The organism is Ruegeria sp. B1 (assembly GCF_056535885.1).
This window is the reverse complement of sequence record NZ_JBQFJA010000001.1, coordinates 313987-335428: the sequence shown is the minus strand read 5'-3', so window position 1 is coordinate 335428 and position 21442 is coordinate 313987. Positions and strand designations below refer to the sequence as shown.

General features: G+C 57.9%; 25 protein-coding genes. 15 read left to right on the top strand and 10 right to left on the bottom strand.

Annotation, left to right across the window (positions count from 1 at the left end):
* Positions 1–35: 35 nt before the first annotated feature.
* From ACR3ES_RS01705 to ACR3ES_RS01680, 6 genes are read left to right on the top strand one after another with little or no spacing between them, the layout of a single operon-like run.
* On the top strand, positions 36–1967 hold the full coding sequence (locus ACR3ES_RS01705) for an ATP-binding protein (RefSeq protein ID WP_170434028.1): 1932 nt from the start codon (positions 36–38) through the stop codon (positions 1965–1967).
* The gene (locus tag ACR3ES_RS01700) at positions 1967–2260 is read left to right on the top strand and encodes a hypothetical protein (RefSeq protein ID WP_170434026.1); all 294 of its coding nucleotides are present in this window, start codon (positions 1967–1969) and stop codon (positions 2258–2260) included. Before ACR3ES_RS01705 ends, ACR3ES_RS01700 begins: the two co-directional genes overlap by 1 nt.
* A gap of 49 nt (positions 2261–2309) precedes the next feature.
* Complete coding sequence (locus ACR3ES_RS01695; protein ID WP_170434024.1) at positions 2310–2843, top strand: hypothetical protein; 534 nt, start codon at positions 2310–2312, stop codon at positions 2841–2843.
* Positions 2840–4177 (top strand): DUF6638 family protein, encoded by a 1338-nt coding sequence (locus tag ACR3ES_RS01690; RefSeq protein WP_170434023.1) that lies wholly within the window; start codon positions 2840–2842, stop codon positions 4175–4177. The genes ACR3ES_RS01695 and ACR3ES_RS01690 overlap by 4 nt, the downstream gene beginning before the upstream one ends.
* Before the next feature lie 2 nt (positions 4178–4179).
* A complete protein-coding gene (locus ACR3ES_RS01685) occupies positions 4180–4446 on the top strand; it encodes a hypothetical protein (protein ID WP_170434021.1) in 267 nt (88 codons plus the stop codon).
* Positions 4447–4456: 10 nt separating this feature from the next.
* Positions 4457–5101, top strand: a complete 645-nt coding sequence (locus tag ACR3ES_RS01680) for a DUF1523 family protein (protein WP_170434018.1) — start codon at positions 4457–4459, stop codon at positions 5099–5101.
* Between the two features lie 69 nt (positions 5102–5170).
* Here the strand turns inward: ACR3ES_RS01680 and ACR3ES_RS01675 are convergent, their stop codons facing one another.
* The 6 genes from ACR3ES_RS01675 to ACR3ES_RS01650 form a co-directional block, all read right to left on the bottom strand.
* The gene (locus ACR3ES_RS01675) at positions 5171–6265 is read right to left on the bottom strand and encodes a flagellar basal body P-ring protein FlgI (protein WP_170434016.1); all 1095 of its coding nucleotides are present in this window, start codon (positions 6263–6265) and stop codon (positions 5171–5173) included.
* A complete protein-coding gene (locus ACR3ES_RS01670; RefSeq protein WP_480493497.1) occupies positions 6262–7134 on the bottom strand; it encodes a flagellin in 873 nt (290 codons plus the stop codon). Before ACR3ES_RS01670 ends, ACR3ES_RS01675 begins: the two co-directional genes overlap by 4 nt.
* Before the next feature lie 137 nt (positions 7135–7271).
* Positions 7272–8723: a flagellar hook-associated protein FlgK gene (gene flgK / locus ACR3ES_RS01665; protein ID WP_170434013.1), complete on the bottom strand. Its 1452-nt coding sequence runs from the start codon at positions 8721–8723 to the stop codon at positions 7272–7274.
* Between the two features lie 33 nt (positions 8724–8756).
* Positions 8757–10052, bottom strand: a complete 1296-nt coding sequence (locus ACR3ES_RS01660; protein WP_170434011.1) for a flagellar hook-basal body complex protein — start codon at positions 10050–10052, stop codon at positions 8757–8759.
* A gap of 91 nt (positions 10053–10143) precedes the next feature.
* Entirely contained in the window at positions 10144–10983 is an 840-nt protein-coding gene (locus ACR3ES_RS01655; RefSeq protein WP_170434009.1) for an OmpA/MotB family protein, read from the bottom strand.
* A gap of 92 nt (positions 10984–11075) precedes the next feature.
* Positions 11076–12368: a FliI/YscN family ATPase gene (locus tag ACR3ES_RS01650; protein ID WP_480425537.1), complete on the bottom strand. Its 1293-nt coding sequence runs from the start codon at positions 12366–12368 to the stop codon at positions 11076–11078.
* A gap of 133 nt (positions 12369–12501) precedes the next feature.
* Here ACR3ES_RS01650 and ACR3ES_RS01645 point away from each other — a divergent pair, with 133 nt between their 5' ends.
* The 9 genes from ACR3ES_RS01645 to ACR3ES_RS01605 are packed head-to-tail and all read left to right on the top strand — an operon-like array spanning position 12502 to position 17067.
* The gene (locus tag ACR3ES_RS01645) at positions 12502–12891 is read left to right on the top strand and encodes a FlgB family protein (RefSeq protein ID WP_170434004.1); all 390 of its coding nucleotides are present in this window, start codon (positions 12502–12504) and stop codon (positions 12889–12891) included.
* A gap of 12 nt (positions 12892–12903) precedes the next feature.
* Entirely contained in the window at positions 12904–13290 is a 387-nt protein-coding gene (flgC, locus tag ACR3ES_RS01640) for a flagellar basal body rod protein FlgC (protein WP_170434002.1), read from the top strand.
* A 12-nt stretch (positions 13291–13302) separates the two neighbouring features.
* Positions 13303–13593 carry a flagellar hook-basal body complex protein FliE gene (gene fliE / locus ACR3ES_RS01635; RefSeq protein WP_170433999.1) on the top strand — a complete coding sequence of 97 codons (291 nt, stop codon included), beginning with the start codon at positions 13303–13305 and terminating at the stop codon, positions 13591–13593.
* A 3-nt stretch (positions 13594–13596) separates the two neighbouring features.
* Positions 13597–13869 carry a flagellar biosynthetic protein FliQ gene (locus tag ACR3ES_RS01630; protein ID WP_170433997.1) on the top strand — a complete coding sequence of 91 codons (273 nt, stop codon included), beginning with the start codon at positions 13597–13599 and terminating at the stop codon, positions 13867–13869.
* Positions 13869–14579, top strand: coding sequence for a flagellar hook-basal body complex protein (locus ACR3ES_RS01625; protein WP_170433995.1), 711 nt, complete (start codon positions 13869–13871; stop codon positions 14577–14579). The genes ACR3ES_RS01630 and ACR3ES_RS01625 overlap by 1 nt, the downstream gene beginning before the upstream one ends.
* Positions 14580–14603: 24 nt before the next feature.
* Entirely contained in the window at positions 14604–15389 is a 786-nt protein-coding gene (gene flgG / locus ACR3ES_RS01620) for a flagellar basal-body rod protein FlgG (RefSeq protein ID WP_170433993.1), read from the top strand.
* Positions 15389–15805, top strand: coding sequence for a flagellar basal body P-ring formation chaperone FlgA (gene flgA / locus ACR3ES_RS01615; protein ID WP_170433991.1), 417 nt, complete (start codon positions 15389–15391; stop codon positions 15803–15805). Before flgG ends, flgA begins: the two co-directional genes overlap by 1 nt.
* Positions 15805–16536: a flagellar basal body L-ring protein FlgH gene (gene flgH / locus ACR3ES_RS01610; RefSeq protein WP_480424691.1), complete on the top strand. Its 732-nt coding sequence runs from the start codon at positions 15805–15807 to the stop codon at positions 16534–16536. Before flgA ends, flgH begins: the two co-directional genes overlap by 1 nt.
* Before the next feature lie 9 nt (positions 16537–16545).
* The gene (locus ACR3ES_RS01605) at positions 16546–17067 is read left to right on the top strand and encodes a flagellar basal body-associated FliL family protein (protein ID WP_480424690.1); all 522 of its coding nucleotides are present in this window, start codon (positions 16546–16548) and stop codon (positions 17065–17067) included.
* Between the two features lie 40 nt (positions 17068–17107).
* On the opposite strand, the gene ACR3ES_RS01600 is transcribed toward ACR3ES_RS01605, so the two are convergent.
* From ACR3ES_RS01600 to flhA, 4 genes are read right to left on the bottom strand one after another with little or no spacing between them, the layout of a single operon-like run.
* The gene (locus tag ACR3ES_RS01600) at positions 17108–17494 is read right to left on the bottom strand and encodes a hypothetical protein (protein ID WP_480424688.1); all 387 of its coding nucleotides are present in this window, start codon (positions 17492–17494) and stop codon (positions 17108–17110) included.
* Positions 17491–18579: a flagellar type III secretion system protein FlhB gene (flhB, locus tag ACR3ES_RS01595; protein ID WP_170433985.1), complete on the bottom strand. Its 1089-nt coding sequence runs from the start codon at positions 18577–18579 to the stop codon at positions 17491–17493. The genes ACR3ES_RS01600 and flhB overlap by 4 nt, the downstream gene beginning before the upstream one ends.
* Positions 18576–19349: a flagellar biosynthetic protein FliR gene (locus ACR3ES_RS01590; RefSeq protein ID WP_170433983.1), complete on the bottom strand. Its 774-nt coding sequence runs from the start codon at positions 19347–19349 to the stop codon at positions 18576–18578. The genes flhB and ACR3ES_RS01590 overlap by 4 nt, the downstream gene beginning before the upstream one ends.
* Positions 19346–21433 (bottom strand): flagellar biosynthesis protein FlhA, encoded by a 2088-nt coding sequence (gene flhA, locus ACR3ES_RS01585; RefSeq protein WP_170433981.1) that lies wholly within the window; start codon positions 21431–21433, stop codon positions 19346–19348. Before flhA ends, ACR3ES_RS01590 begins: the two co-directional genes overlap by 4 nt.
* Between the last annotated feature and the right edge of the window lie 9 nt (positions 21434–21442).

The following is a 21442-nucleotide window of genomic DNA, read 5'->3' as shown; positions in this document are numbered from 1 at the left end:
ATTTTTGAAAAGATGAAGCAAGGGCGGTTTTTGAGATGAGTTTGACGTCAGATCAGATGGAATTGCGTGAAGACGACATTCGCAAGCATTATCCGGCGGCGACCGCTTTGCTGAACGCGTTCGAACACGCACCGCGATTTGCCAAACCTGTTGAAGCTACTGTTGAACGGTCTCCGGGCGTCTCTACAGGTCGGCGATTTAGGTCCACCACGCCGGGTCTTGTCACTCGCCGCACCGTGCGCGCCAATGGGGTGCATCTGGTTGAACGGATTGAGGCCTCGGACGATGGCGATACGCTGGTTTCGCCGCCGCAGGCCACCACGCAACAGGCCATTCGTCGGGCCATTGCCATTGCTCTGGCCGTGGCCGAGGCTTATGCGGAGCAGACCCCGCTGGCCGATCTGAAACGCGCAAACCTTGCCGGGGATTTGCCTGTTGCGCGCAAGACCGAATTCTCGGAATTGCTGACTGCTGAGGCTTTGATCACATCTCACACCTTCGGCAATGCACTGGCCTATCTGATGTCGTCGCATATGCACGAGACCACCATTGACCTCGGTGAAATCGAAGAGGTTCTGACCGACAATGGTCAGCTTGCGCTGCACGGTGCCTTGTGGGAGTTGGATCAGGTGTTGGCCAAGCACGCCCCTGACGACGCGCATCTGATCGCCGCCATCAGCGCCTATGCCGAGCAGCTGATGGACAAGATTGCCCTGCGCGCGCAATCCGTCGGCCATCTCGCCCCGTTCCAGAACGCCGCCTGGCATATCGAAGCCGATGACCTGACCATCCGGGGGTTTGAGCCGGCATCCAAGGCCAAATCAACCACCCTGACCATGACGTTCAAGAAACCGAACGAGGTGGTCGGCAACCATATCGCCAAATATCAGGCGATGAAGCTCGCCAAGATGGTGATGGCCTATGACTTCGATCGCCGCCTGAACCCGTTTGCCGAGCTTGGCGGTTTCATCTTTACCTTCATGGGCGATGGCAAACCGGGCACCGGCAAGACCACTTTGATCCAGATGATGGCCGGGCTGATCAACGACTATTGCCAGAACGCGGGCTATCCGTTCCGCTATCAGAACCTGAGCACCGACAATATCGACAGCTATCAAGGCAAATCCGGCCAGAACGCCAAGGCGTTCATCAACACGATCATCGACCCTTCGGTCATCGGCTTTGGCACCATCGACGATATCGACCAGCTGGCAGGCAAACGCGGCGACCGGCAGTCCTCGGCGGGGCAGCTGGAAATCACCGCCGTGCTGATGGAGAGCTTTGCAGGCGCTAATACCGTCGTGCGCGGCAACTGCACCTTTGGCATGTTCTCGAACTACCCCGAAAACGTGGACGACGCCCTGCGCCAGCGGGCGGGCGCGCGGTTTCTGGTGGACGGACCGCAGACGCGTGAGGATTACATTGATATCCTGCACCTGCTGATGGGCCGCAACCACGATATCCCGCTGGGTGAGCACGAAGCCTATGCTGCGCAAGAGATCAAAAAGGCCGTCGCCGCCAGTTTCGAAAGTCATTCCCGCCCACATGAGGACGCGCTGCTGCAGGTTTATGATCGGGTGTCCGACGATATCGGGCAAATGGACACGATTGCCAAACTGGGCACCTACCTCAAGGCGATCCAACAGGCCGATGAGCGCTTTACCGGCCGCGCGATCAAGAACATCACCGACGCGGTCAAGGTCCGCGCGATGGATTTCGAACTGCCCGACGAGTGGATGGAAACCCCCGAGTTGTTCCTGTTCCGAGACTACGACACTAAGAAGGCCATGATCGAAGACCTGCGTCAGCCGATCACGGTGGACATGGTGATACAGGAGATCAACCGCTACGCCGACAGTGAGTTCCGATATGCCGACAAGAGCGACGAGGTCGCCATTGAAAACACGGTGCGCGAGATGGGCCGAATGGAAGAGGCCAAGCGGCGGTACCTTGAGGGGAAGGGATAATGCTCGTCTACGCGATTTCTGGCTTTGCGCTTGTATTGGGTCTGATCCTACCTCTGCGCTGGGGCGTGATCGGATTTCTGGGCGCTGTGGCGGTGCTGTTCCTGACCCAGTTCGGTGTCAACGCGGGCAGCGGGTTCGAGGGCACTTCATGGGAAGAGTCCCTGATCCTGTTTGAGGGCAGCGTGGTGTCTTACCTTGGGTTCAACTTGCAGATCACAGGGCGGTCGTTTGCATTGCCCTTGTTGGTGCTGGCGGTTGTGGTTGTTGGTCGGTTCAAGAGGATTGCGATCTGAAAGATACAGAACACAACACGAAGCCGTATTTAGAAGGGAGGGTTTGAGTTTGGAACTTCTCACTGCATGGAACCAATGGATTATTGGCCACAAGGAATTGATAACTCTGGTGGTCGTGCCGTTGATTACTCTTGCAGTAACTACAATAATAAATCGTTCTGCCGAGAAGCGTTCAGCAGCAGCTTCAAAGGAGGCGCAATATCGAGCCGCTCAAGAACGAAAGCTGCAGCTCGAGCTTTCAAGGCGCATGAAACTTGCAGATTTCCGCCAGAATTGGATAGACCAACTACGCGATGACTTTGCTGTCATTTTGGCGTTTGCCCCCGAATATGGAAAGCGAGACGACGCAAAGTTTGCAGAGGTAAATGAACGGATTCAAAGCGTTTTATTGAGAATGAATCCCAATGAAGACGCACCTAAAGCAATATTCAAGCAACTGCTAAGACTCATCAATGAAAAAGAGGCCGAAAAAGAGAGTATTGCATTTGACTTAATGAATTTGGTGAATCTGTATCTGAAGTCTGAGTGGGTTCGTCTCAAGAGAGAGTTAAGCGACTACAGAAATCTAGAGGAAAGCCAATGATCCGCCTCATCGAAAAAGGCCTGATGTTCGGCAACCTCGTCCACATCTCCAGCCCGGCTCTGGTCGAGCGGTATAACCGCGCGTTGCAGCATCTGGCGGGCAAGACCACGGCGCTGACGGATTTCCATGTCGATGTTTCGGGCTATTCGCCGGAGGTGGGGATTGAACTGGACGACCCGCTCTACCTCAACCCCAACGGGGTCAACCGGCAGTTCATCCTGCTGACGACCGAGCAGAAACGCGCGCCTCTGCTGAACGTCAAATTCTCGACCTCGCGCGATATTCTGCGTGAGTTTATCGAGATGAACGAGGCGCAGTTGTTTGCCCTGACCGCCACCGATGCAGTGGCCGGAGAGCTGGTGAACTCGGTCATCAAACTCACCACGCCCAATGAACTGCTGAACCTGCGCAAGATCGAGATTGAGGCCGACACGGTCGGCGGCACCCTGCGTAAGGCGGAACAACTGGCGGGCATGGTCGAGCAGTTCAAAACCGAAGAAGACGCCTGGTTCGACGATGTGCTGATCGCCCGGATGATCGACACGGCGAAAGAAACTGGCGACGTCACCCGCAATCCTGTCCGCTTGCGCCATACGGATTTTGAGCAGCGCAACTTCTGGACAGCGCATTTTGGTGGGCTCTATCTGTTCCCCGATCTGGATCACCCGGCGGCAATTTGCATGGGCGATATGCCTGATGACCTTCCGATCAAATACGTCTTTGACCCGTCTCAGCGGAACCAGATTGCCAAGTTCCTCGACTATAACGATCTGGTCGAACCCATCGTGAAGGCGCGCGGTGTCGATTCGGCTGCGGTCCTGCAGCAGAAGATGGACTTTCTTACAGTCGCTGCCGCGGCCGATGCCGATGTCGATTTGACGGAACTGGACCGCAGCGATATGCGCCGGCTGGCTCGCAAACACTCCGACCAACTGCCCAAGGCCTATCACGGATTGGCGCAGCTGTTGCGGTGGGCGACGGACGGAGGGCAATGGCCGCGCATCACGTCGGACCACCCGGCCTATTTCTATACGCTGCGCGCCGCCGACACACCCAGTCGCGATCTGGTCAATATGTTGCTGGCCGAGCTTGCCCCGCTGGACCCGCGTCAGATGTTCATTTGCCACAAGGAACTGTTCTACAGAACCTACGCCAAATGGCCCGAGACCAAGAAAGCCTATGTTGCCGATTTTCTCGCCCGAGAGTATCAGGTGGACAAGGTCGGTGCCCGTGCTGCGCTGTTCGGCCATGAACCGGATATGAGCGGCAACGACCGGGTCAGCGATGCGGTGATTGCACGGGTCGGGCCTTGGGGCGCCGTGAGGAGGGGTTAGAGATGTTGGGAGCACTGCGGCTGTTTCTGATCCTGCTGGTGATCCAGACGGTCGCCTATGTCGCTCTGTCTCTGTATTCGCGCAGTGTGCGCCGCCGCAAGCTTGAAAACTGGTGGGACGAGAAAGGTAAGACCGGCAACAAGGACGCTTTTGTCGCGCGCGGGTTGCATGTCTATGACAATTCGTTCCGGCGCAAACTGATCCTGGGTGTCTATGTTATGCCATGGGTGGCGATTGGCGCACTGATCTATATCGTGAATTACATGTGAGGGTATTGGCATGGCCTATGTGAAATGGGCGTTCATCATCATATTCTGGGTCACCATTGGCACGATCCTGCAATACTCGCTGCCGCAGCAGGATATCGTGCGGATCGTCAATACCTATGAGGAACGGCAAGACCTGAACGATTGGACCCGTATCTTCTGGTCAGAACCTGATGATCAGTCGACGAGCCTGTCAAACCGTGATGTGCAGTTTATTCAGGCGGTGCGCGCAAACGGTAAGCCGATCGTCTATCGGAACGAGGATACCAGTTGGGGTTGGCCGCCCTATTTCAAGTTCGACACAGCAAACCTTTACACCGAAGCCAACGATGCGAAATCCACCAAGGATGACCCGGATTGGGTTGTGGTCACGCATTACGGCTGGCGGAATGAGTTTATGTCGATCTTTCCCAATGCGGTTTCCATCCGGCATGTCGATGGTCCGGACACCCGTATCATCCCGTGGTTCAACATTGTGTTCCTGACTGTGTTGGCCGCGTTGGTCTGGGCGCTCTGGGTTCGGTGGCGCAGGTTCCGGCAAGCACGGATCGATCCGATGCTCGAGAATGTCGAGGACGGGTTTTATGCGGCCGGAGACGCGATTGACGAACGCCGTACCCGCCTCCGCCGTTGGCTGGACAGCTGGAAATCGAAATAGTCGGCACCATTGCAGAAATGCCGTCACCTTTTTTGGTCGAAGAAATGGCCTGCTGGAACCGCCCCAGAGCTACCGGACGATGAACTCGGCATGCAGCGCGCCCGCGGCCTTGATCGTCTTCAGAATGTCGATCATGTCCCGCGGCGACACACCCAAAGCGTTGAGCCCGGCCACGACCTCGGACAGGGTTGTCGCCTCGGGAATCTCGGCAAGACCTGTGCCCTCCTCCTCTTCGATTCCGGCGATGGTCCTTGGCACAACAACGGTCTCTCCCCGTGCAAAGGGGTTGGGTTGAACCGCAATCGGGGCTTCTTCGACGGTCAGGGTCAGGTTGCCCTGGGATACTGCAACACGCGAAATACGCACTTCCTGACCCATAACAATGGTGCCGGAACGCTGATCAACGACAACCCGTGCTTTGGTTTCCGGTTCAACCAGGATATTCTCGATCCGGCCAATCGCATGTGCCGTGGAAATGGCTTGCGTTGCGGCGATATTCAGTTCGACGGTTCCGGAATCCCGCATGATCGCCACGGCACGGTTGAATTCAGTGTTTATGGCCACCTCGATACGTCCAGCCGTTGTAAAATCGGGTTCGCGCAAGGCCAGCCGCATCTGGGTCAGCGTCGACAGGTCAAAATCGATTTCGCGCTCCACCCGCGCGCCAGAAGGAATGACCCCGGACGTGGGAACGCCCTGAACGACGGAGGCCGCCTCACCCTCGGCAACTGCGCCACCCGCCAGAACCGTCCCCTGCGCCACTGCATAGATCTGCCCGTCCGCCGCGTTGAGCGGGGTCATGATCAGCGTCCCGCCCAGTAGACTGTTGGAATCCCCGATTGCGGACACAGTCACGTCAATCTGACCCCCGACCCGCGAGAAAGGGGGAAGGCTGGCGGTCACAAGGACGGCCGCCACATTCTTGGGCCGGAAATCCTCACCCGTGACGTTGACGCCCAGGCGTTCAAGGATGTTGGACATGATTTCTTCCGTAAAGGGTGAGTTCCGCAGTCCGTCGCCTGTTCCGTTCAACCCCACGACAAGGCCATAGCCCACAAGATCGTTGCCCCGTACGCCGTCAAAATCCACCAGATCCTTCAACCGGATCGCACCAGCAAATGCCACGCCGGGCAGAAGCGCAATGAGAAAAACAAGAACCCTCATCTCAGGAAGTTCACCAGGGACAGGCCCGCATTGCGAACGGTGACGGTGTAGAGGCTTTCAAGTTGGCTTTGTACGGTTTTTAGTTTGACAGCGGTTTCATCCGGATCGACCCCGATCAGCACATTGCGGCTGTATTCCAGACTGGTGCGCGCAGCAGCGTTTCGGGTTACGGCCTGCTCGACCCGGGATTCGGCGGCGCCGACCTCGGCCTGAAGTTTGACGATTTCATCCTGCGTATTGGCCAATGCGACCCCCAGCTGTTTGAACAATCCTGTTCGCTGATCTGTGGGAATGGCCAGCGCGTTATCCGCAACAAGCGCTGCAATTGCCACGTCACGCATGGCGGCTTTCAAAGCAGGGTCTGTTGCCGCTATTGAAAGAGAAATCCGCTCGTTTTCGGCAATCTGCATCGACGACAGGGCTGTGTCGGATCCCCGGTAAATGACCGTGTCAAACCCCGCAGGGTCGTTGAACCAGGCGTCAGCGGCATTGCGGATGTCAGTGATGGTCGCCAAGCCGGTCAGTTCCGCCTCGAGGTTGGTCAACAGAGTCTCGACCGACGGCAGTGGCGAGACATCTGTGGCAATACCCGAAAACAGGCTCCTGTTGCCGATACGCGTGTTCAACGCGGACATCATAGTATCCAACTCGTTGCGAGCTTGAACCGAAGCCTGTTCGTGTGTGACAGCGTGATTTGCCGTGCCGAATGCCAGCAAGCTCGCCGTCATCTCGCCGCTGGAGTCGCTAAACAGCGTCAGGCTCTGCTGCATAGTATCAGTGAACAATTCAGCCTCCGCTGAGGCAACGTCAAAAGCATCCAGCCGGGTCAGACTGCGGTCTAAATCGAGAAGGTGGGAGTAATCGCCCATCAAATGCGCGGATACATCCTTTGCTTTCCAGGTCGACAATTCATGCGAAAGGTCTTCGATTTGATGTTTGAGTTCATTTGACCGGGTTTGCAGAGTCAAATTACGTGCGAGATCTCCTATGGACGTCAAAGTCATGTTTACAACCTCAGAAGGGTTTCCATCAGCTCATCCACGACCGAGATGAGACGTGCATTGGCCGCGTAGGCTTGTTCGATCTGTATCAACCGTTGCAGCTCGTCATCAGTATCCACGCCCTGTTCTGCCTCAAGCAGTGCCATCTGCTGCTGAGCGCCGGCCGCGAAGGTTTTGCGTTGCTCGGCAACATGGGCATTTGCCCCCGTACGGGACATCATCGCGTCAGCTATCTCTGCTGCACGCATGGCCCCGGTTCCGAAGATCGCCCCTGGAACCGGTCGGGCATCGCCCAGAACGGCACTAAAGGCCTGCAATTGGGTCGCGTCTCCGGGATCGTTCGGAACAGTGGCCCCGAGCCCCGCGCGCAGTCGCCAGCTGTCGCCGCCCGTATCGGGATCAACACTGGTATTGAGGCTAATCCGGGATGCCAGACCCGAGAGCATGGTCAGATCCAGGCGGTTGCCATCATCGGTAAACAATCCCGGATCGGTCGCCAGGACCGTTGGGTCCAGTCCGGGGGATTCGAACCGTTCAATCAGATCGCGGGCAACTGTGTCGAGCTGAGTCTGAGCTTCGGGTGCAAGTTCATCACGGATTTCGAACTGACCTGCCAAGGCACCGCCCCGGATTTGCGCGGTATCGCCACTGATTCGCACCGGATTTCCATTCATCTCCAGCCCTGACAACAGACCGTTGGCCACTGTCATATGGGGCTGCGTATCGCCGGTGATGGTGAAGGAAAACTCGGAGGCTTTCCCTTCGAGCAGGATCAGCCCGCCATCGGAGTAAAGAGAAACACGATCATTGTCGCGTGGAACGACATTCACCGGAATCAGTTGGTTGACCTGATCAATCAGGACTTGGCGCTGATCGAGAAATCCGTTGATGTCACCACCCGAATTGCGAATTGATGGAATCCTCGCGTTCAGATCTTCGATGTCTTGAAGGGCCTGGTTCAACGCGGCCACTTGTGACCCGATCGTGCGATCGGCGTCCGAGCGCAACTGTCGCAGCCCTTCGGACGCGCGGTTCAAGCCGTTTGTCAGGTCACGACCGCTGCGGGCCAATTGATCCAGCCGTTCGACCGAATTTGGAAGGCTGGCCGCCGTGATCAGGTTGTTTCCGAATTCGGTCAAGCGATTAGAGAGCGACGCCGCATCTTCGGGCGTGCCCACAAACCCCTCTAAGCGTGTGTGAAAATCAGACACCGCCGAGCGATAGGCTAAGTCGGCATCGGTGGCTCGGCGATTGGCGGTCAGCACCGGGTCCTGATGTCGGATGACCCCCGCAACGCGTACGCCATTGCCTGAAATGAGGTTTGATGTCAGTTCCAGCGAGCGTTTTGCATAGCCAGGTGTCAGGGCGTTTGCGATGTTCCCGGATACAACAGACGCGCCCCGACTCGTCGCGGTCAGGCCGCTCATGGCGTTGTTCAAAGCTGTCGACAGATTCATCCGACGGGTCCTTTCCGGTGGTCAAAGCTCAAATCAGCGTTTGATATTGGTGGTTTCCTGTAGCATCTCATCGACGGTCTGGATCACCTTGGCGCTTGAGGAATAAGCGCGCTGTGTCTGGATCATCGAGGTCAGCTCGGTCGCGATATCCGTGGTGGATTCTTCGCGGGCGAAGGATGCGACTTCGCCGGTTGGGCCTTCTCCAGCGTTCCACAGGAAGAAGTTGCCGCTTTCGCGGGATGGGGCGTAAGTCTGGTTGTCGAGCGCCGTCAGCCCGTTGGGATTCGGCACATCTGCCAAAGGTATCTGAAAAACCCGGCGGCTGACGCCGGTGTCATACAGTGCAAACACATACCCGTTTTCGTCAACTTGAACGCTGGTCAGTGTTCCAACCGCCGAACCGTCGCGCGCGATAGATCCGGGTGCGAATGTATCCGATAGCTGCGTGATCCCGTCAGCGTCACCGATCTGACCGATGTTGACCTCCATCGGTCCTCCGGCGACGTTTACGACAACGCTGCCCGTGGCCGGATCGTAGGCGCCGCCCGAAACGGTTGTGACGGTGGCAAGCGTGCCGCCCGCTGTTCGGTTGTCCGTGAAGGTCAGCGTGTATTCCCCGATCACCGCACCACCTGAGGCGGAGTCGCGCATAATCATGGTCCATTCGTTGCTGGACCCCGTTCCCGGTACCGTTGGTACCAGTTCGATATCGACGCTTTCGGATTTGCCAAGATTGTCGAAGTATTCGACCGACAGAGTCTGCGTCTCACCCGCCGCACCCGCATCCGTTTCTGTTGCAGGCAGGTTCATCCGCAGGCTCATCTGCGTCGTCGGGGAACCGGACAGTTGATTGACGCTCAGTTGTATCGGTTCCAGCGCTGCAGGCGTGTCTCTTGGTACGGCTGGCATCGACCCATCCGGATTGGCACGCCATCCCAGCAGGACCAGGCCCGATTTGGATACCAGATAGCCCTGATTGTCTGGTTCAAATGAGCCAGTTGTTGTCAGCAGCATCTCATTCGAGCCAGCCGCAATCTGAGAGCTTGGGCGCACCGGCAACATGCCCCGTCCGCGAACGGCCAGATCGGTTGCACTGTTGGTTGTCACCAGCGAACCGCCTTGGTCAATCAGGCGATGGCTGGTCGTGCGCACACCCCCGGCCGAATAGCTGCCGCCTTGGCCTGAGGCGACCATGGAATGAAAATCCGTCTCCACCCGCTTGTAACCGAAGGTTGAAGCGTTGGAGATATTGTCGGAAATCGTGGCCAGCCTGTTCGCGTTGGCCTTTAATGCGGCCACACCGGCATTCAGCGAAGAAGAAATTGTCATCGGCGCTCCCTTCTGTTGCGTCAATCGTTGATGCAACCAGTAACGTTCCTGCCCTTAACAGCGCGCTAACAGCTAAAATGCTATCTATCCTTTAGGTGTCGCGCAGAAATATGATCTCGATTCTGTTGTTGCGCGGTGCCATTGGTATATCGCTGTGCAGCTTACGATCCGCGTGGCCTGTAACCCGATCCAGCCGCTGCGGCTCCAACCCGTTGTTTTGCAGCATCTGCCGGACCGTCTGAGCACGGGCCGTCGACACATCCCAGGCGGGGTTTTTTGCCAGAACGATGGGAAAGGCGCTGACATGCCCTTCAACGGCCACGGCGTTTGTCACCAGGTCCGAGGATCGCGCAACCACAAGAGCCAGCGCGCGCATGACCGGTGTTGGCGTGTCTGTGTCTGGTTGGAAGAGCGTTTGATCTTCCGTATCGAACAGCTCTACGACCAACCCTTCATCTGTGACACGGGTGACAATGTGCTTGAGAAGGTCGTCTGATACCGTGCTTTCACCCGTGCGGCCCAGAAGCTGTGCTTCGAGCGATGAGAAATCTTCGACGGCACCTTTGCCTCCGCCATCAGAATCCACGCCAGTTGATCCGCGCGCCTCTCGGGCTTCGGTCGGGTTTTGGTTGCTGGCACCCGAGCCGTCCATAACCAGCGTTTTTTCCGAGAACATGTTGTTGCCGCCAAAAGCATCATTCCCGCCGCCCGACACCGGATTGACCGGAATCGAAGGCGAAAAGTAATCCGCCAGGCCTTTGCGTTGTTTCTCGGTCGTTGCATTCAGCAGCCACATCAACATGAAGAAGGCCATCATGGCTGTGACAAAGTCCGCATACGCGACTTTCCACGCGCCACCGTGATGGCTGTCACCAGCCGTCACACGCTTCTTCTTGATGATGATTGGCGCCGCATTGGATTGCGCACCCATCTCCACCACCTTTTCTCACCCGATTACGGGGGTAGCAGCAGAGGTGTTAAGGCGGGCTTAACGCCTGAAACCGATCAGGTTGCGGACGGGCGTTACTTTGGCAGACCTGCATTGGCGCGCCGCAGGATCACGGACAGGCGGTCGAAGCTGTTCTGAATGCCCTCGGCGTCGGTTTTGCCGAAAAACCCATCCAGTTCCTCGTGGACCCGCACCGCCTGATCCAACAAGGGATCCGCGCCTTCGGAGTAAAGCCCGGCCCGAATCATAACCTCGGATTGCTCGTAGCTGCCCACCAGTTTGCGGGTTTCCGCGATCATCTGGTTTTCGGTTTCCGTAGCGGCGCCAGGCAGGCTGCGGGATACTGACCGGCTCAGATCGATGGCGGGGAAACGGCCGCGCTCGGCAATGTCACGGCTCAAAACAACGTGACCATCCAGAACGCTCCGCAGAATGTCCGCAACGGGTTCGTCCATATCGGACCCTGCGACCAGAACACTGAATATCGCGGTAATGTCGCCCTGTTCAAGGGTTCCGGGACCAGCCCGTTCGCAAAGGTTGGCAATCAAGGGCGTCACAGACGGGGGAAAACCGCGCAATGACGGCGATTCTCCCATGGCCACGGCGATTTCGCGATGTGCCTCGGCAAAACGCGTGACGGAATCCGCCAGAAACAGCACGTTCAGACCCTGATCGCGCAGGAATTCCGCCACCGACATGGCCGACCAGGCGCAGCGTCTGCGCGCCAGGGCCGACTTGTCCGACGTCGCGGTCACAACAACGGACCGTTTCATGGCTTGCGGTCCGAGCGCGTGTTGAAGGAACTCGTTTACTTCGCGCCCGCGCTCCCCAACCAAGGCGACTACGACCGCATCAGCCTGCATGGATCGCGCCAGCGTCGCCAGCAACGTGGATTTGCCAACCCCGGAACCCGCAAACAGACCAACCCGCTGCCCGCGCACAATCGGCAACACTGTGTTTAGCACGGCCAGACCGGTTGCCAGACGCTCTCCCAAGGGCTTGCGGTCAACCGCCGGCGGGGGCGCTTGCATAATGTCGCGGTCATGTGGTCCGCCCAGCAGCGGTTTGCCGTCCAGCGGTTGTCCGAAAGGATCAATGACACGGCCAAGCCAGTGCATCCCGGGCGCGAACCCGGGCGAGGGGTCAAGTGTCACACGATCTCCCAGGCTGACCCCCTCGGGCGTGGCCCCCGGCAGCATGTGAACGTGGTCCGACCCGACATACAGCACTTCACCTGCCAGATCCGGACCCGAGCGGCGATGCAGTGTCAGAAGATCCCCGATTCGCGCATGCGCGGTCAAGCCGGTTGTTTCGATCACACCATTCGCCACACCGGTCACCGACCCCACATGCCGCACGGCACGCATCCTGTCGAATTCACTTTTCAAAAGTATCGGATCGAGATCGGACATGACGGGGTCTCCAACTGGTTTGTCGAAAACGGTTTCTAAAGGAATCGGGGTTAAGCCTTGATTGAAATTGATCGAGGGAGAAGCCCCGATGTTCTCTGACCTGAACGTCTTTAAGACAGCGTACGCAATGGCAACTCATGCCGGACAACGGCAGGCGGTCATTTCGCGCAACATGGCCAACGCGGATACGCCGGGATACCAGCCGCGCGATATTGAAGCCTTCAAAACAGCATATGAAACCACCGGGCGCAGGCCCGAGATGATTGCGACCCGACCCGGGCATCTGCACGGCGCCACACTGACGGGTCAGTCCTGGGCGGAACATGTCGCCGCGCCTTCGGGTGATCCCAATGGAAACGGTGTCTCGCTGGAAGCGGAAATGCTGAAAGCGATCGAGGTCAAGCGGCAACATGACCGTGCTTTGGCGATTTATCGAACCTCTATCGGCGTTCTGCGGTCCAGTCTGGGTCGCGCGTAAGGAGAGGCTGATATGAGCGATTTTTCCCATTCCCTGACCGCGTCCGCCAATGCCCTGCGGGCGCAATCGGCCCGGTTGCGCCACGTGTCTGAAAACATCTCGAACGCGGATACGCCGGGATACAGGCGCAAGACAGTGCCGTTCGAAACGGTTCAAAAAGACGGCAAAGACATCGTTCAGGCCGGTCGCATACGGCTCGACCGGAGCGATCTGAGCCGCGTTTACGATCCCGGTCACCCGATGGCCGATAAGACAGGCCATTATCGCGGGTCAAATGTCGATCTGATGATCGAAATCGCCGACGCGCGTGAGGCGCAGCGCAGTTACGAAGCCAACCTCAAGATGTTCGACCAGGCGCGGCAGATGTCGTCGAGCCTGATGGAACTGCTTAGAAAATAAAGGAAACCCAGAATGGATATCCGATCACTGACGGCGGCGCAGAACTATGCGTTTGCACGACCCGCCACACAGGCCGATCCCGATCTCAGTGGTGTGGCCCAAGGGGTGCGATCCGCATTTCAGGACTTTGCCACCACCCTGAAACACAGCGAGCAGATGTCAGAAACGGCAATGACCGGCCAGGTCGACCCGCATGCTCTGGTCCAGGCGCTGGCGCACACCGAACTGGCGGTCGAAACCGCCGTGGTCGTGCGCAACAAGGTGGTCGAAGCCTATCAGGAAATCCTGCGAATGCCGGTCTGAGCGATGCTGAGCGAAGGTCTTTTTTATGACGTTGTGCGTCAGGCGCTGTGGATCGCGGTGATTACCTCGGTTCCGATCCTGGCCATGGCGCTTCTCTCCGGTCTGGTCGTGGGCCTGTTTCAGGCCTTGACCTCGATCCAGGAAATGACCCTGACCTTTGTTCCGAAACTCGTCGCTATTGTCATCGTGTTCTGGATTTCGATGGGGTTCATGACCCAAACGCTTGTCACTTTTTTTACCGGAACACTCGTCCCGTTGATCGCAGGAGGCCGCTGATGGATACGGCTTACACCACATTGTCCCGCCAATCTGGACTGATGAAGGAAATGCGTCTGGTGGCCAACAATATCGCCAACGCAAATACGACCGGGTATCGCCAGCAAGGCCTGGTTTTCTCGGAGTTTATCAAGGACCTGCCCAATTCCCCCTCGCTTTCGATGAGCCGGTCCGAGGCTCGCAATACGTCCCTGCAACAGGGTGTTCTGACGGAAACCGGTGGCCAGTTCGACTTTGCCATCGAAGGTGAAGGGTTTTTCCTGATTGAAACACCGGCAGGCAACCGTCTGACGCGAGCGGGTAGCTTCTCTCCTGACGCGCAGGGAGATCTGGTCACGATGGACGGGGCGCGTGTGCTCGACAGCAACGGATCGCCCATCTTCGTGCCACCGGATATTGCCTCAATCGATGTCGGCAGCGACGGCACGCTGAGCGTGAATGGTCAGCTTCTGGGCCAGATTGGTGTTTATCGCGTCGGCGAGCCAAAGGATCTGATACGCGAAGGCAACACACAGTTCCGCGCTCAGGGCGATGTGGAACCTGTTGAAGAACCGGTTGTTTTGCATCGTTTTCTCGAGGGGTCGAATGTCAACGCCATCGAACAGGTGACCCGCCTCATCGAGGTTCAGCGCGCCTATGAACTGGGCCAGAGCTTTCTGGAAACCGAAGACGAGCGGCTGCGCGGTGCGTTCAAGGCGCTGATGCGCTGATTTACTGATACAGGAGACACAGACATGCGTGCACTGAAAATTGCCGCCACCGGCATGACCGCGCAACAAATGCGGGTCGAGACGATCTCGAACAATCTGGCGAACATGAACACCACAGGCTACAACGCGCGACGCGCGGAATTCGCGGATCTGCATTATCAGCAGATGGCCCGCGCCGGAACCGTGAACGCTTCGGACGGAACGGTTTTGCCAACGGGCATTCAATTGGGCCTCGGTGTGCGCCCCGCCGCTGTCACTGTGCAACTGGCGCAAGGCGCTTTGTCTGAGACCGGCAGCGATCTGGATATTGCGATTGAGGGTCGAGGATATCTGGAGGTGACCCTGCCGAATGGCCAGTCCGCCTTTACCCGTGATGGCAGTCTGAAACGGTCGGCCGAAGGCCTCATTGTAACCTCCGATGGCTTTGCCGTCGCTCCCGAGATCACGATTCCGGATGATGCCAGATCAATCTCGATCAACGCAGTGGGAGAAGTTTATGCCTATTTCGATGACACTGCCGAAGGGCAGTTGTTGGGTGAGTTCACCCTGACGAGTTTTTCGAACGCCAAGGGGCTCGAGGCAATCGGCAGCAATCTCTTCAAAGAAACCGAGGCCTCTGGGGCACCGGTCGTGGGACCGCCGGGTGAGGACGGTCTTGGCACCTTGCGGCAGGGCTATCTGGAAGACAGTTCCGTTGACGCCGTGCGTGAAGTGACGGAACTGATTGAGGCGCAGCGCGGGTATGAAATGAACGCAAAGGTCATTTCGGCCGCCGATCAGATGATGGCCGCAACGACCCAGGTGCGGTGATGCGTGCGCTGCTCCTGTCCGTCGCAATAGCCCTGCCTTTGAGTGCGCAGGCTGACATTGTTGTGTCGACCCGGACGATCCGTGCCAAGGAGATTATCGTCGCTGCAGATCTGGAGACACAGCCCAAGACGATACCAGGAGCTGTCTCAGAAACAGAGGCTTTGATCGGACAGGAAGCACGTGTGGCCCTTTATCCGGGCCGCCCGATTCGCGAAACCGACGTGGGCCCCCCAGCCATTGTGGACCGAAATGATCTGGTTCTTTTGGTGTTTCGACGCGCTGCTCTTTCAATCACGACCGAAGGCCGCGCCCTGGGGCGCGGGGCCGCTGGCGATCGCATCCGCGTCATGAACCTATCGTCGCGTACCACTGTGTCAGGCCAAATCCGGCCAAATGGCCAAATCGAGGTAAACTGATGTCTGCGTTGTCAAAATCTCTTGTAATCACGGTATTTGCCCTGTCTGCGTGCGGGCGTCTGGATCACTTGGGGAAACCGCCAAGTTTCACGCCTCAGGAAGAGTCGCCTGAGCAGGTTGCCATGCTGTGGCCCGGCCTGCCTCTGCACACCCAATCTCAGCGCAATGTCGACAGGGCATCCTTGTGGAGCGGTGGTCAACACTCGCTTTTGGGCGATCAACGCGCCATCAAGAAAGGCGATATCCTGACGGTGGTCATCGAGCTGGACGAAGAGGCAGAGATTTCCAACAACACCAACCGTTCTCGGTCCGGCTCAGAAAACCTCGGGGTTGTCGGTCTATTCGGTTTGCCGCAACGGGCGCAAAACAGCTTGCCAGAGGGCGCATCTCTGGAAGAGGCGGTCTCGATTGACTCTGACGCATCCAGTTCTGGGCGCGGATCGGTTCGGCGAAACGAGAAACTGACACTGCGCGTCGCAGCAACCGTACTGGATGTTCTGCCGAATGGGGTATTGTCTATCTCTGGGTCTCAGGAACTGCGCGTCAATTTCGAGCTAAGGGAGTTGCTGGTCGCCGGATATATCCGCCCGCAGGATATCTCACGCAAGAATGAGATCACCTATGACAAAATAGCGTCAGCGCGGGTGTCCTATGGCGGCCGCGGGCAAATAACCGACGTGCAGCAGCCAAGATATGGCCAGCAAGTCCTCGATTCCCTTTTGCCTTTCTGAGGTCTGGTTATGGCGAAATTGCTGATACCTCTGATTTTCATGGTTGCCGGGCTTGGAGCCGGAATCGGTGCAGGTGTGTTCCTTTCACCTTCTGGGGAAGCGGAGGACACGCTTTCGGAACAGGACGCCGCAGCAAAAACAGACCAACAGACAGATGCACCGGTAGCACCAACTGAAAGACATGCCGATGCATCCGGCGGGTCGCCCGGTTTCGAATATCTTAAGATGACCAAGCAGTTTGTTGTCCCGGTTGTCGAAGATGACGAGATCAGGGCTTTGGTCACGATGTCTCTGAGTCTTGAGGCGAAACCGTCGGTCACCGAAACCTTTTATGCAATTGAGCCTAAACTACGCGATGGGTTCCTTCAGGTCCTCTTTGACCATGCCAATACGGGTGGCTTTGACGGCATATTCACGCAATCCGACAATCTGGATGTATTGCGCAAGTCGTTGTTGGAAGTGGTCCGTAAGGAACTAGGCAGTGATGTCTCGCAGGTTCTAATCACGAGCGTCAACAGGCAGGATAGCTGAGACCTGAACGCGTAAAACACGAGGTCTGTATCAGGTGGCTCTACTGCTCCAACTGTTTTCTGATCCGGGCCTGTCTGTCAGCGCCCTGCAGACGAACTGACAGAGTTTGAACCGCGGTTTTACGACCAAAGGCTTGGCGTAGCGCGCTTAGAGCGTCGAGCTTCTGAGACCGCAACCGGGCAAGTTCCATGTTCAGCTGACGGCGGGTGGCGGATTCCCAGCCATTCCACAAGATATCCGCGCCAGACACTTTGTAGCCGTCGCTGCTGGTGCTGTCCCGGCACGCCTGATGCATCTGTTCATCCAAGCGGGACAGTTGGTTGTGAATTCTTGCTTCAGCCTCAAGCACCGGGCGCAGCGATTGGAACTTCTGCTGAAACATCGCCTCGGTCACTGTTTCAAGGTTCTGCAGGTGAGTACGTCTCATCGCACCTGTCCTTTTGCTCTTTTGCGCATCGCTTCGGCAAATCGGATCGCGGCGGCCACTGGGCGATAAAGCTCTTCGGGCACTTCTTGTCCGATTTCGACCGTCGCGTGCAGTGCCCGCGCGGTTGGCGGATCGGCATGGATCGGGACACCCGACTGCCCCGCCGTGGATCGAATTGCGGCAGCGACTTCGTCGACGCCTTTGGCCACGCAGACCGGTGCGGCCCCGGCCGCGCGCGACCATTTGAGCGCAACAGCGAAATGTGTGGGGTTCACAATGACCACATCGGCGGTTGGCACATCCGCCATCATCTGGCCCGTGGCAATTTCCTGGGCGCGCTGGCGGCGATGTTGTTTGACGTGCGGGTCGCCTTCTGCGTCCTTGGTCTCATCCTGGATTTCCTTTCGCGACATCCGGTTCTTGCGGATGTGTTCGGCGTATTGCCACAGGTAGTCGACAATTCCGATGGCCAGTGCGATCACAATGACAATGAATAAAAACCGAAACAAAAGGTTCATCATCAGCAGGATCGAGGACCGCGATGGCGCCGCGCTGGCTGACAGAATCTCCATCAGATTCGCCCACAGAAAAAGCGCCAGGCAGGTGCTGTAGATGGCAAGTTTGGCGAAGCTCTTGGCAAACTCAAAAAGGCCACCCCGACCGAATTTGTTCTTTGCGTTCGAAGTAATCGAGATACGCGAGAGCTTTGGTTTCAGCTTGTCGGGAGAAAAAACAAGTGCGCGCTGGGCGATCAGGCTGAGCAACACAGCCGTCGCCGGAAGGGCAAACAACAGGATTGCTGGAACAAGTGGTCCTTTGAGCAGCCCTCCAACAGGCGCAGAAGCCGGGCCAAGCGTCATCAGATCTGACAGTTGCTCAGACTGATCAATAAGAACCATGAAAGCCGTGCCCAGTTGTACGGCTGCATAGGGCCCTGCTGTGAGCAGTGCAATCAGGAGTCCGGCGTAACCGGCCACGCCTGACAGATCTGTGGATTTTGCGACCTCGCCTTTCTCCCGCGCTTTCTCCAGCTTCTGCGGCGTTGGCTCAAAGGATTTGTCACTGTCGTCGTCCGAGGCGTTCATGGTGCTGGCGCGGTCGGGTTGCGAATGAAGTCGAACAGCGCGTCAGACCAAACCGACAAGATCAAGGGTGCCCCGGCAAACAGCAGGAACAGCCCCGCAAAAGTGATGGCCGGCGCGCCGACAAAGGCGACCATCAATTGCGGCATGGCTCGGTTGATCACGCCTAGTGCCAGATTGTAGATCAGCGATGCGATGACGAACGGCGTCGCCAGGGCAAAGGCCAGTCCGAAACTGCGCGAAATTTGCTGCACACCCCATTGCGACAAATCGGGCGCCGATAGTGTCTGGCCTACAGGAAACAGTGCGTAGCTGTGGATCAGGAACTGCGCCACACGGACATGCAGGCCCAATAGAACCGCCAGAGCGAGTCCCGCTAAAGTCAGCAGATATCCCATCGCCGGAACAGGGTCGACGGCTGCACCGCCCAGAATCTGTGCCAGTGAGGTGGATTGGGCCGCAATGGACCCTGCGGTCTGCATCGCCAGAACAAAGAGACGCAAACCCATGCCCAATGCGAGGCCGATCAGGATCTCCGTTCCGACCAACCGCACCGTCGGCAGCAAACCGGGTGCGGCAAGGGGCGTGGACACGGCCGGGGTCACGATCAGCGTGAAGGCCGCAGCGATCCCCAGTTTCACCCGCGTGGGTATGCTGCGTTCGCCGAAGGCAGGCAGTAGCGAAACCAACGCGGAGATTCGAAGGAATACGACGAACAGGTGCCACAAGCCCGTGCCCAGTTGCGGCAGAAGCTCAGGCGGCAGGGCAATCATGCGGGCACCGTTCCAACCAAAGCGGGCCGCGCCTCCAACCCGATTTCCTCGAATGACAGAACAGGGTTGGACACGCCGCGCGCCTGCATTATTGTCCTCAGTAGGCGGCGGCGGCGGGTGGACGTGACCACAGCGGGAAACAAGCCCTGGTCCGCCGAATTTGCAACTGTACCGACCACCCCATCCGCCAGTTTGTTGAACAGGTTGGGCGGCAACGCCACGTCCAGACCGGCATTGGGCGTGTCGATCTGGTAAGTGGCGAACGTATCCTCCCAGTCGGGATCCAGTTGGATCAGCGGGATGGATCCATCCTCGCGTTTCATCTCGGCAACCAGCTGAAATCCCAGCCGCTGCCGGACCAGTTCGCAAATCCCTTCGGGCTGGGTGGTTGTCAGTCGCGCCTCGGCAACAGCCTCCAGGATCAGGGTCATGTTGCGAATCGAGACCCGCTCGTCCAGCAGCAGGCGCAACACCGCGTGCAATGTGTCGATCGGCACTTTGTCCGGGATCAATTCGTCCAGCAATTTGCGGTTGGCCTCGGCCCGCACCGGATCGCTCAGCCGGGTCATTTCGGACAGCAGGCGCCGCAGGGATTTCAGGGTCAGCAGGCGCGAGAAATTCTGTTTGATGATCTCCAACAGATGCGTCGCCAGAATTTCCGGAGGCGACACAATGGTGGCCCCGCTCAGCGCTGCCTCTTCCTGATCTTTTGGCAGAATCCAACGCGCCGGAGCGCCATAGACAGGCTCGGTCACATCATTGCCATCCGGCAGCAGGTCCGGCCCGTCCTGCACCAGCGCCAGAACCAGATCGGGGTTGAGGACCCCTCGGGCCTGTTCCACGCCGTGCACCTTGATCACATAGGTTCCGGTCGGCAAATCTGCGCGGTCGGTCAGGCGGATGTCCGGCAGGATCAGGCCAAAGGTCGAGGCCACATAGGTGCGCATATTTGCGATCCGGGCATCCAGACCCGTGCCGGCGTTCAGAACCATGCTGATAAGATCCGGGGCAAATTCCAGATGCACGTCGTCGAGGTCCAGAATATCCCCAATGGCCTGTGAGACAGGCGCATCGGAGTCGGTTTGTGCAGTGTCCTCGGCTCCCTCTTCGCCCTGTTGTTTTCGATGGACCCGAAAGGCTGTATAGCCAAGTACGGCGGCCCCGAGGATAAACGGCAGAAACGGCAGCCCGGGCACCAATGCAAACAAAAACATTAACACCGCAACAGTGCTCAGCGCGGCGGGGTGGCGCCCCAGCTGCGAGAAGATCGCGTTGTCGGTTGCGCCCTGCGTGCCGCCCCGGGCCAGCAACAGGGCAGATGCAATCGAGATGATGACGGCCGGGATTTGCGACACCAACCCATCCCCAACGGTCAGAATCGCGTAAGTCTCAAAGGCCGACGAAACCGGCATGCCATGCACGATCACGCCCATCACCAAGCCCATGACAAGGTTCAGCAGGGTGATCAGCAACCCCGCGACGGCGTCGCCCTTGACGAATTTCGACGCCCCGTCCAGTGAACCGAAAAAGGTTGTTTCCTGTTGTTCCCGTTCGCGCCGTTCCTTGGCCTGCTGGTGATCGATTGCACCTGCGGACATGTCGCTGTCGATGGCGAGTTGTTTACCCGGCATCCCGTCCAGCGCAAATCGTGCGCCGACCTCGGCCATCCGTGCGGCACCTTTGGTGATGACCATGAAATTCACGATCAGCAAAACGCCAAACACAACGAGGCCCAGGAAAATGCTGCCCCCCATGACAAACTGGGCAAACCCTTCAATCACGTCCCCAGCCGCGTTAGGGCCGGTATGGCCCTGACCGATGATCAGCTTGGTGGACGAAACATTCAGCGACAGGCGCAGCATCAGCGATGCCAGCAAAATGGTCGGAAAGGACGAGAAATCCAGCGGTCGTTCGATAAACAGGGTCAGGGTAAAGATCAGGATCGCCAGCGCAAACGAGGCGGCCAGCCCAAGGTCCAGCACCCACGCAGGCATTGGCAGGATCATCATCACAATGACCGTCATCAGCGCCAGCGCCAACAGAACGGTGGGCGAAAACAAGGCCCGGGTGTCAATCTTGGGCAATCGGACCTC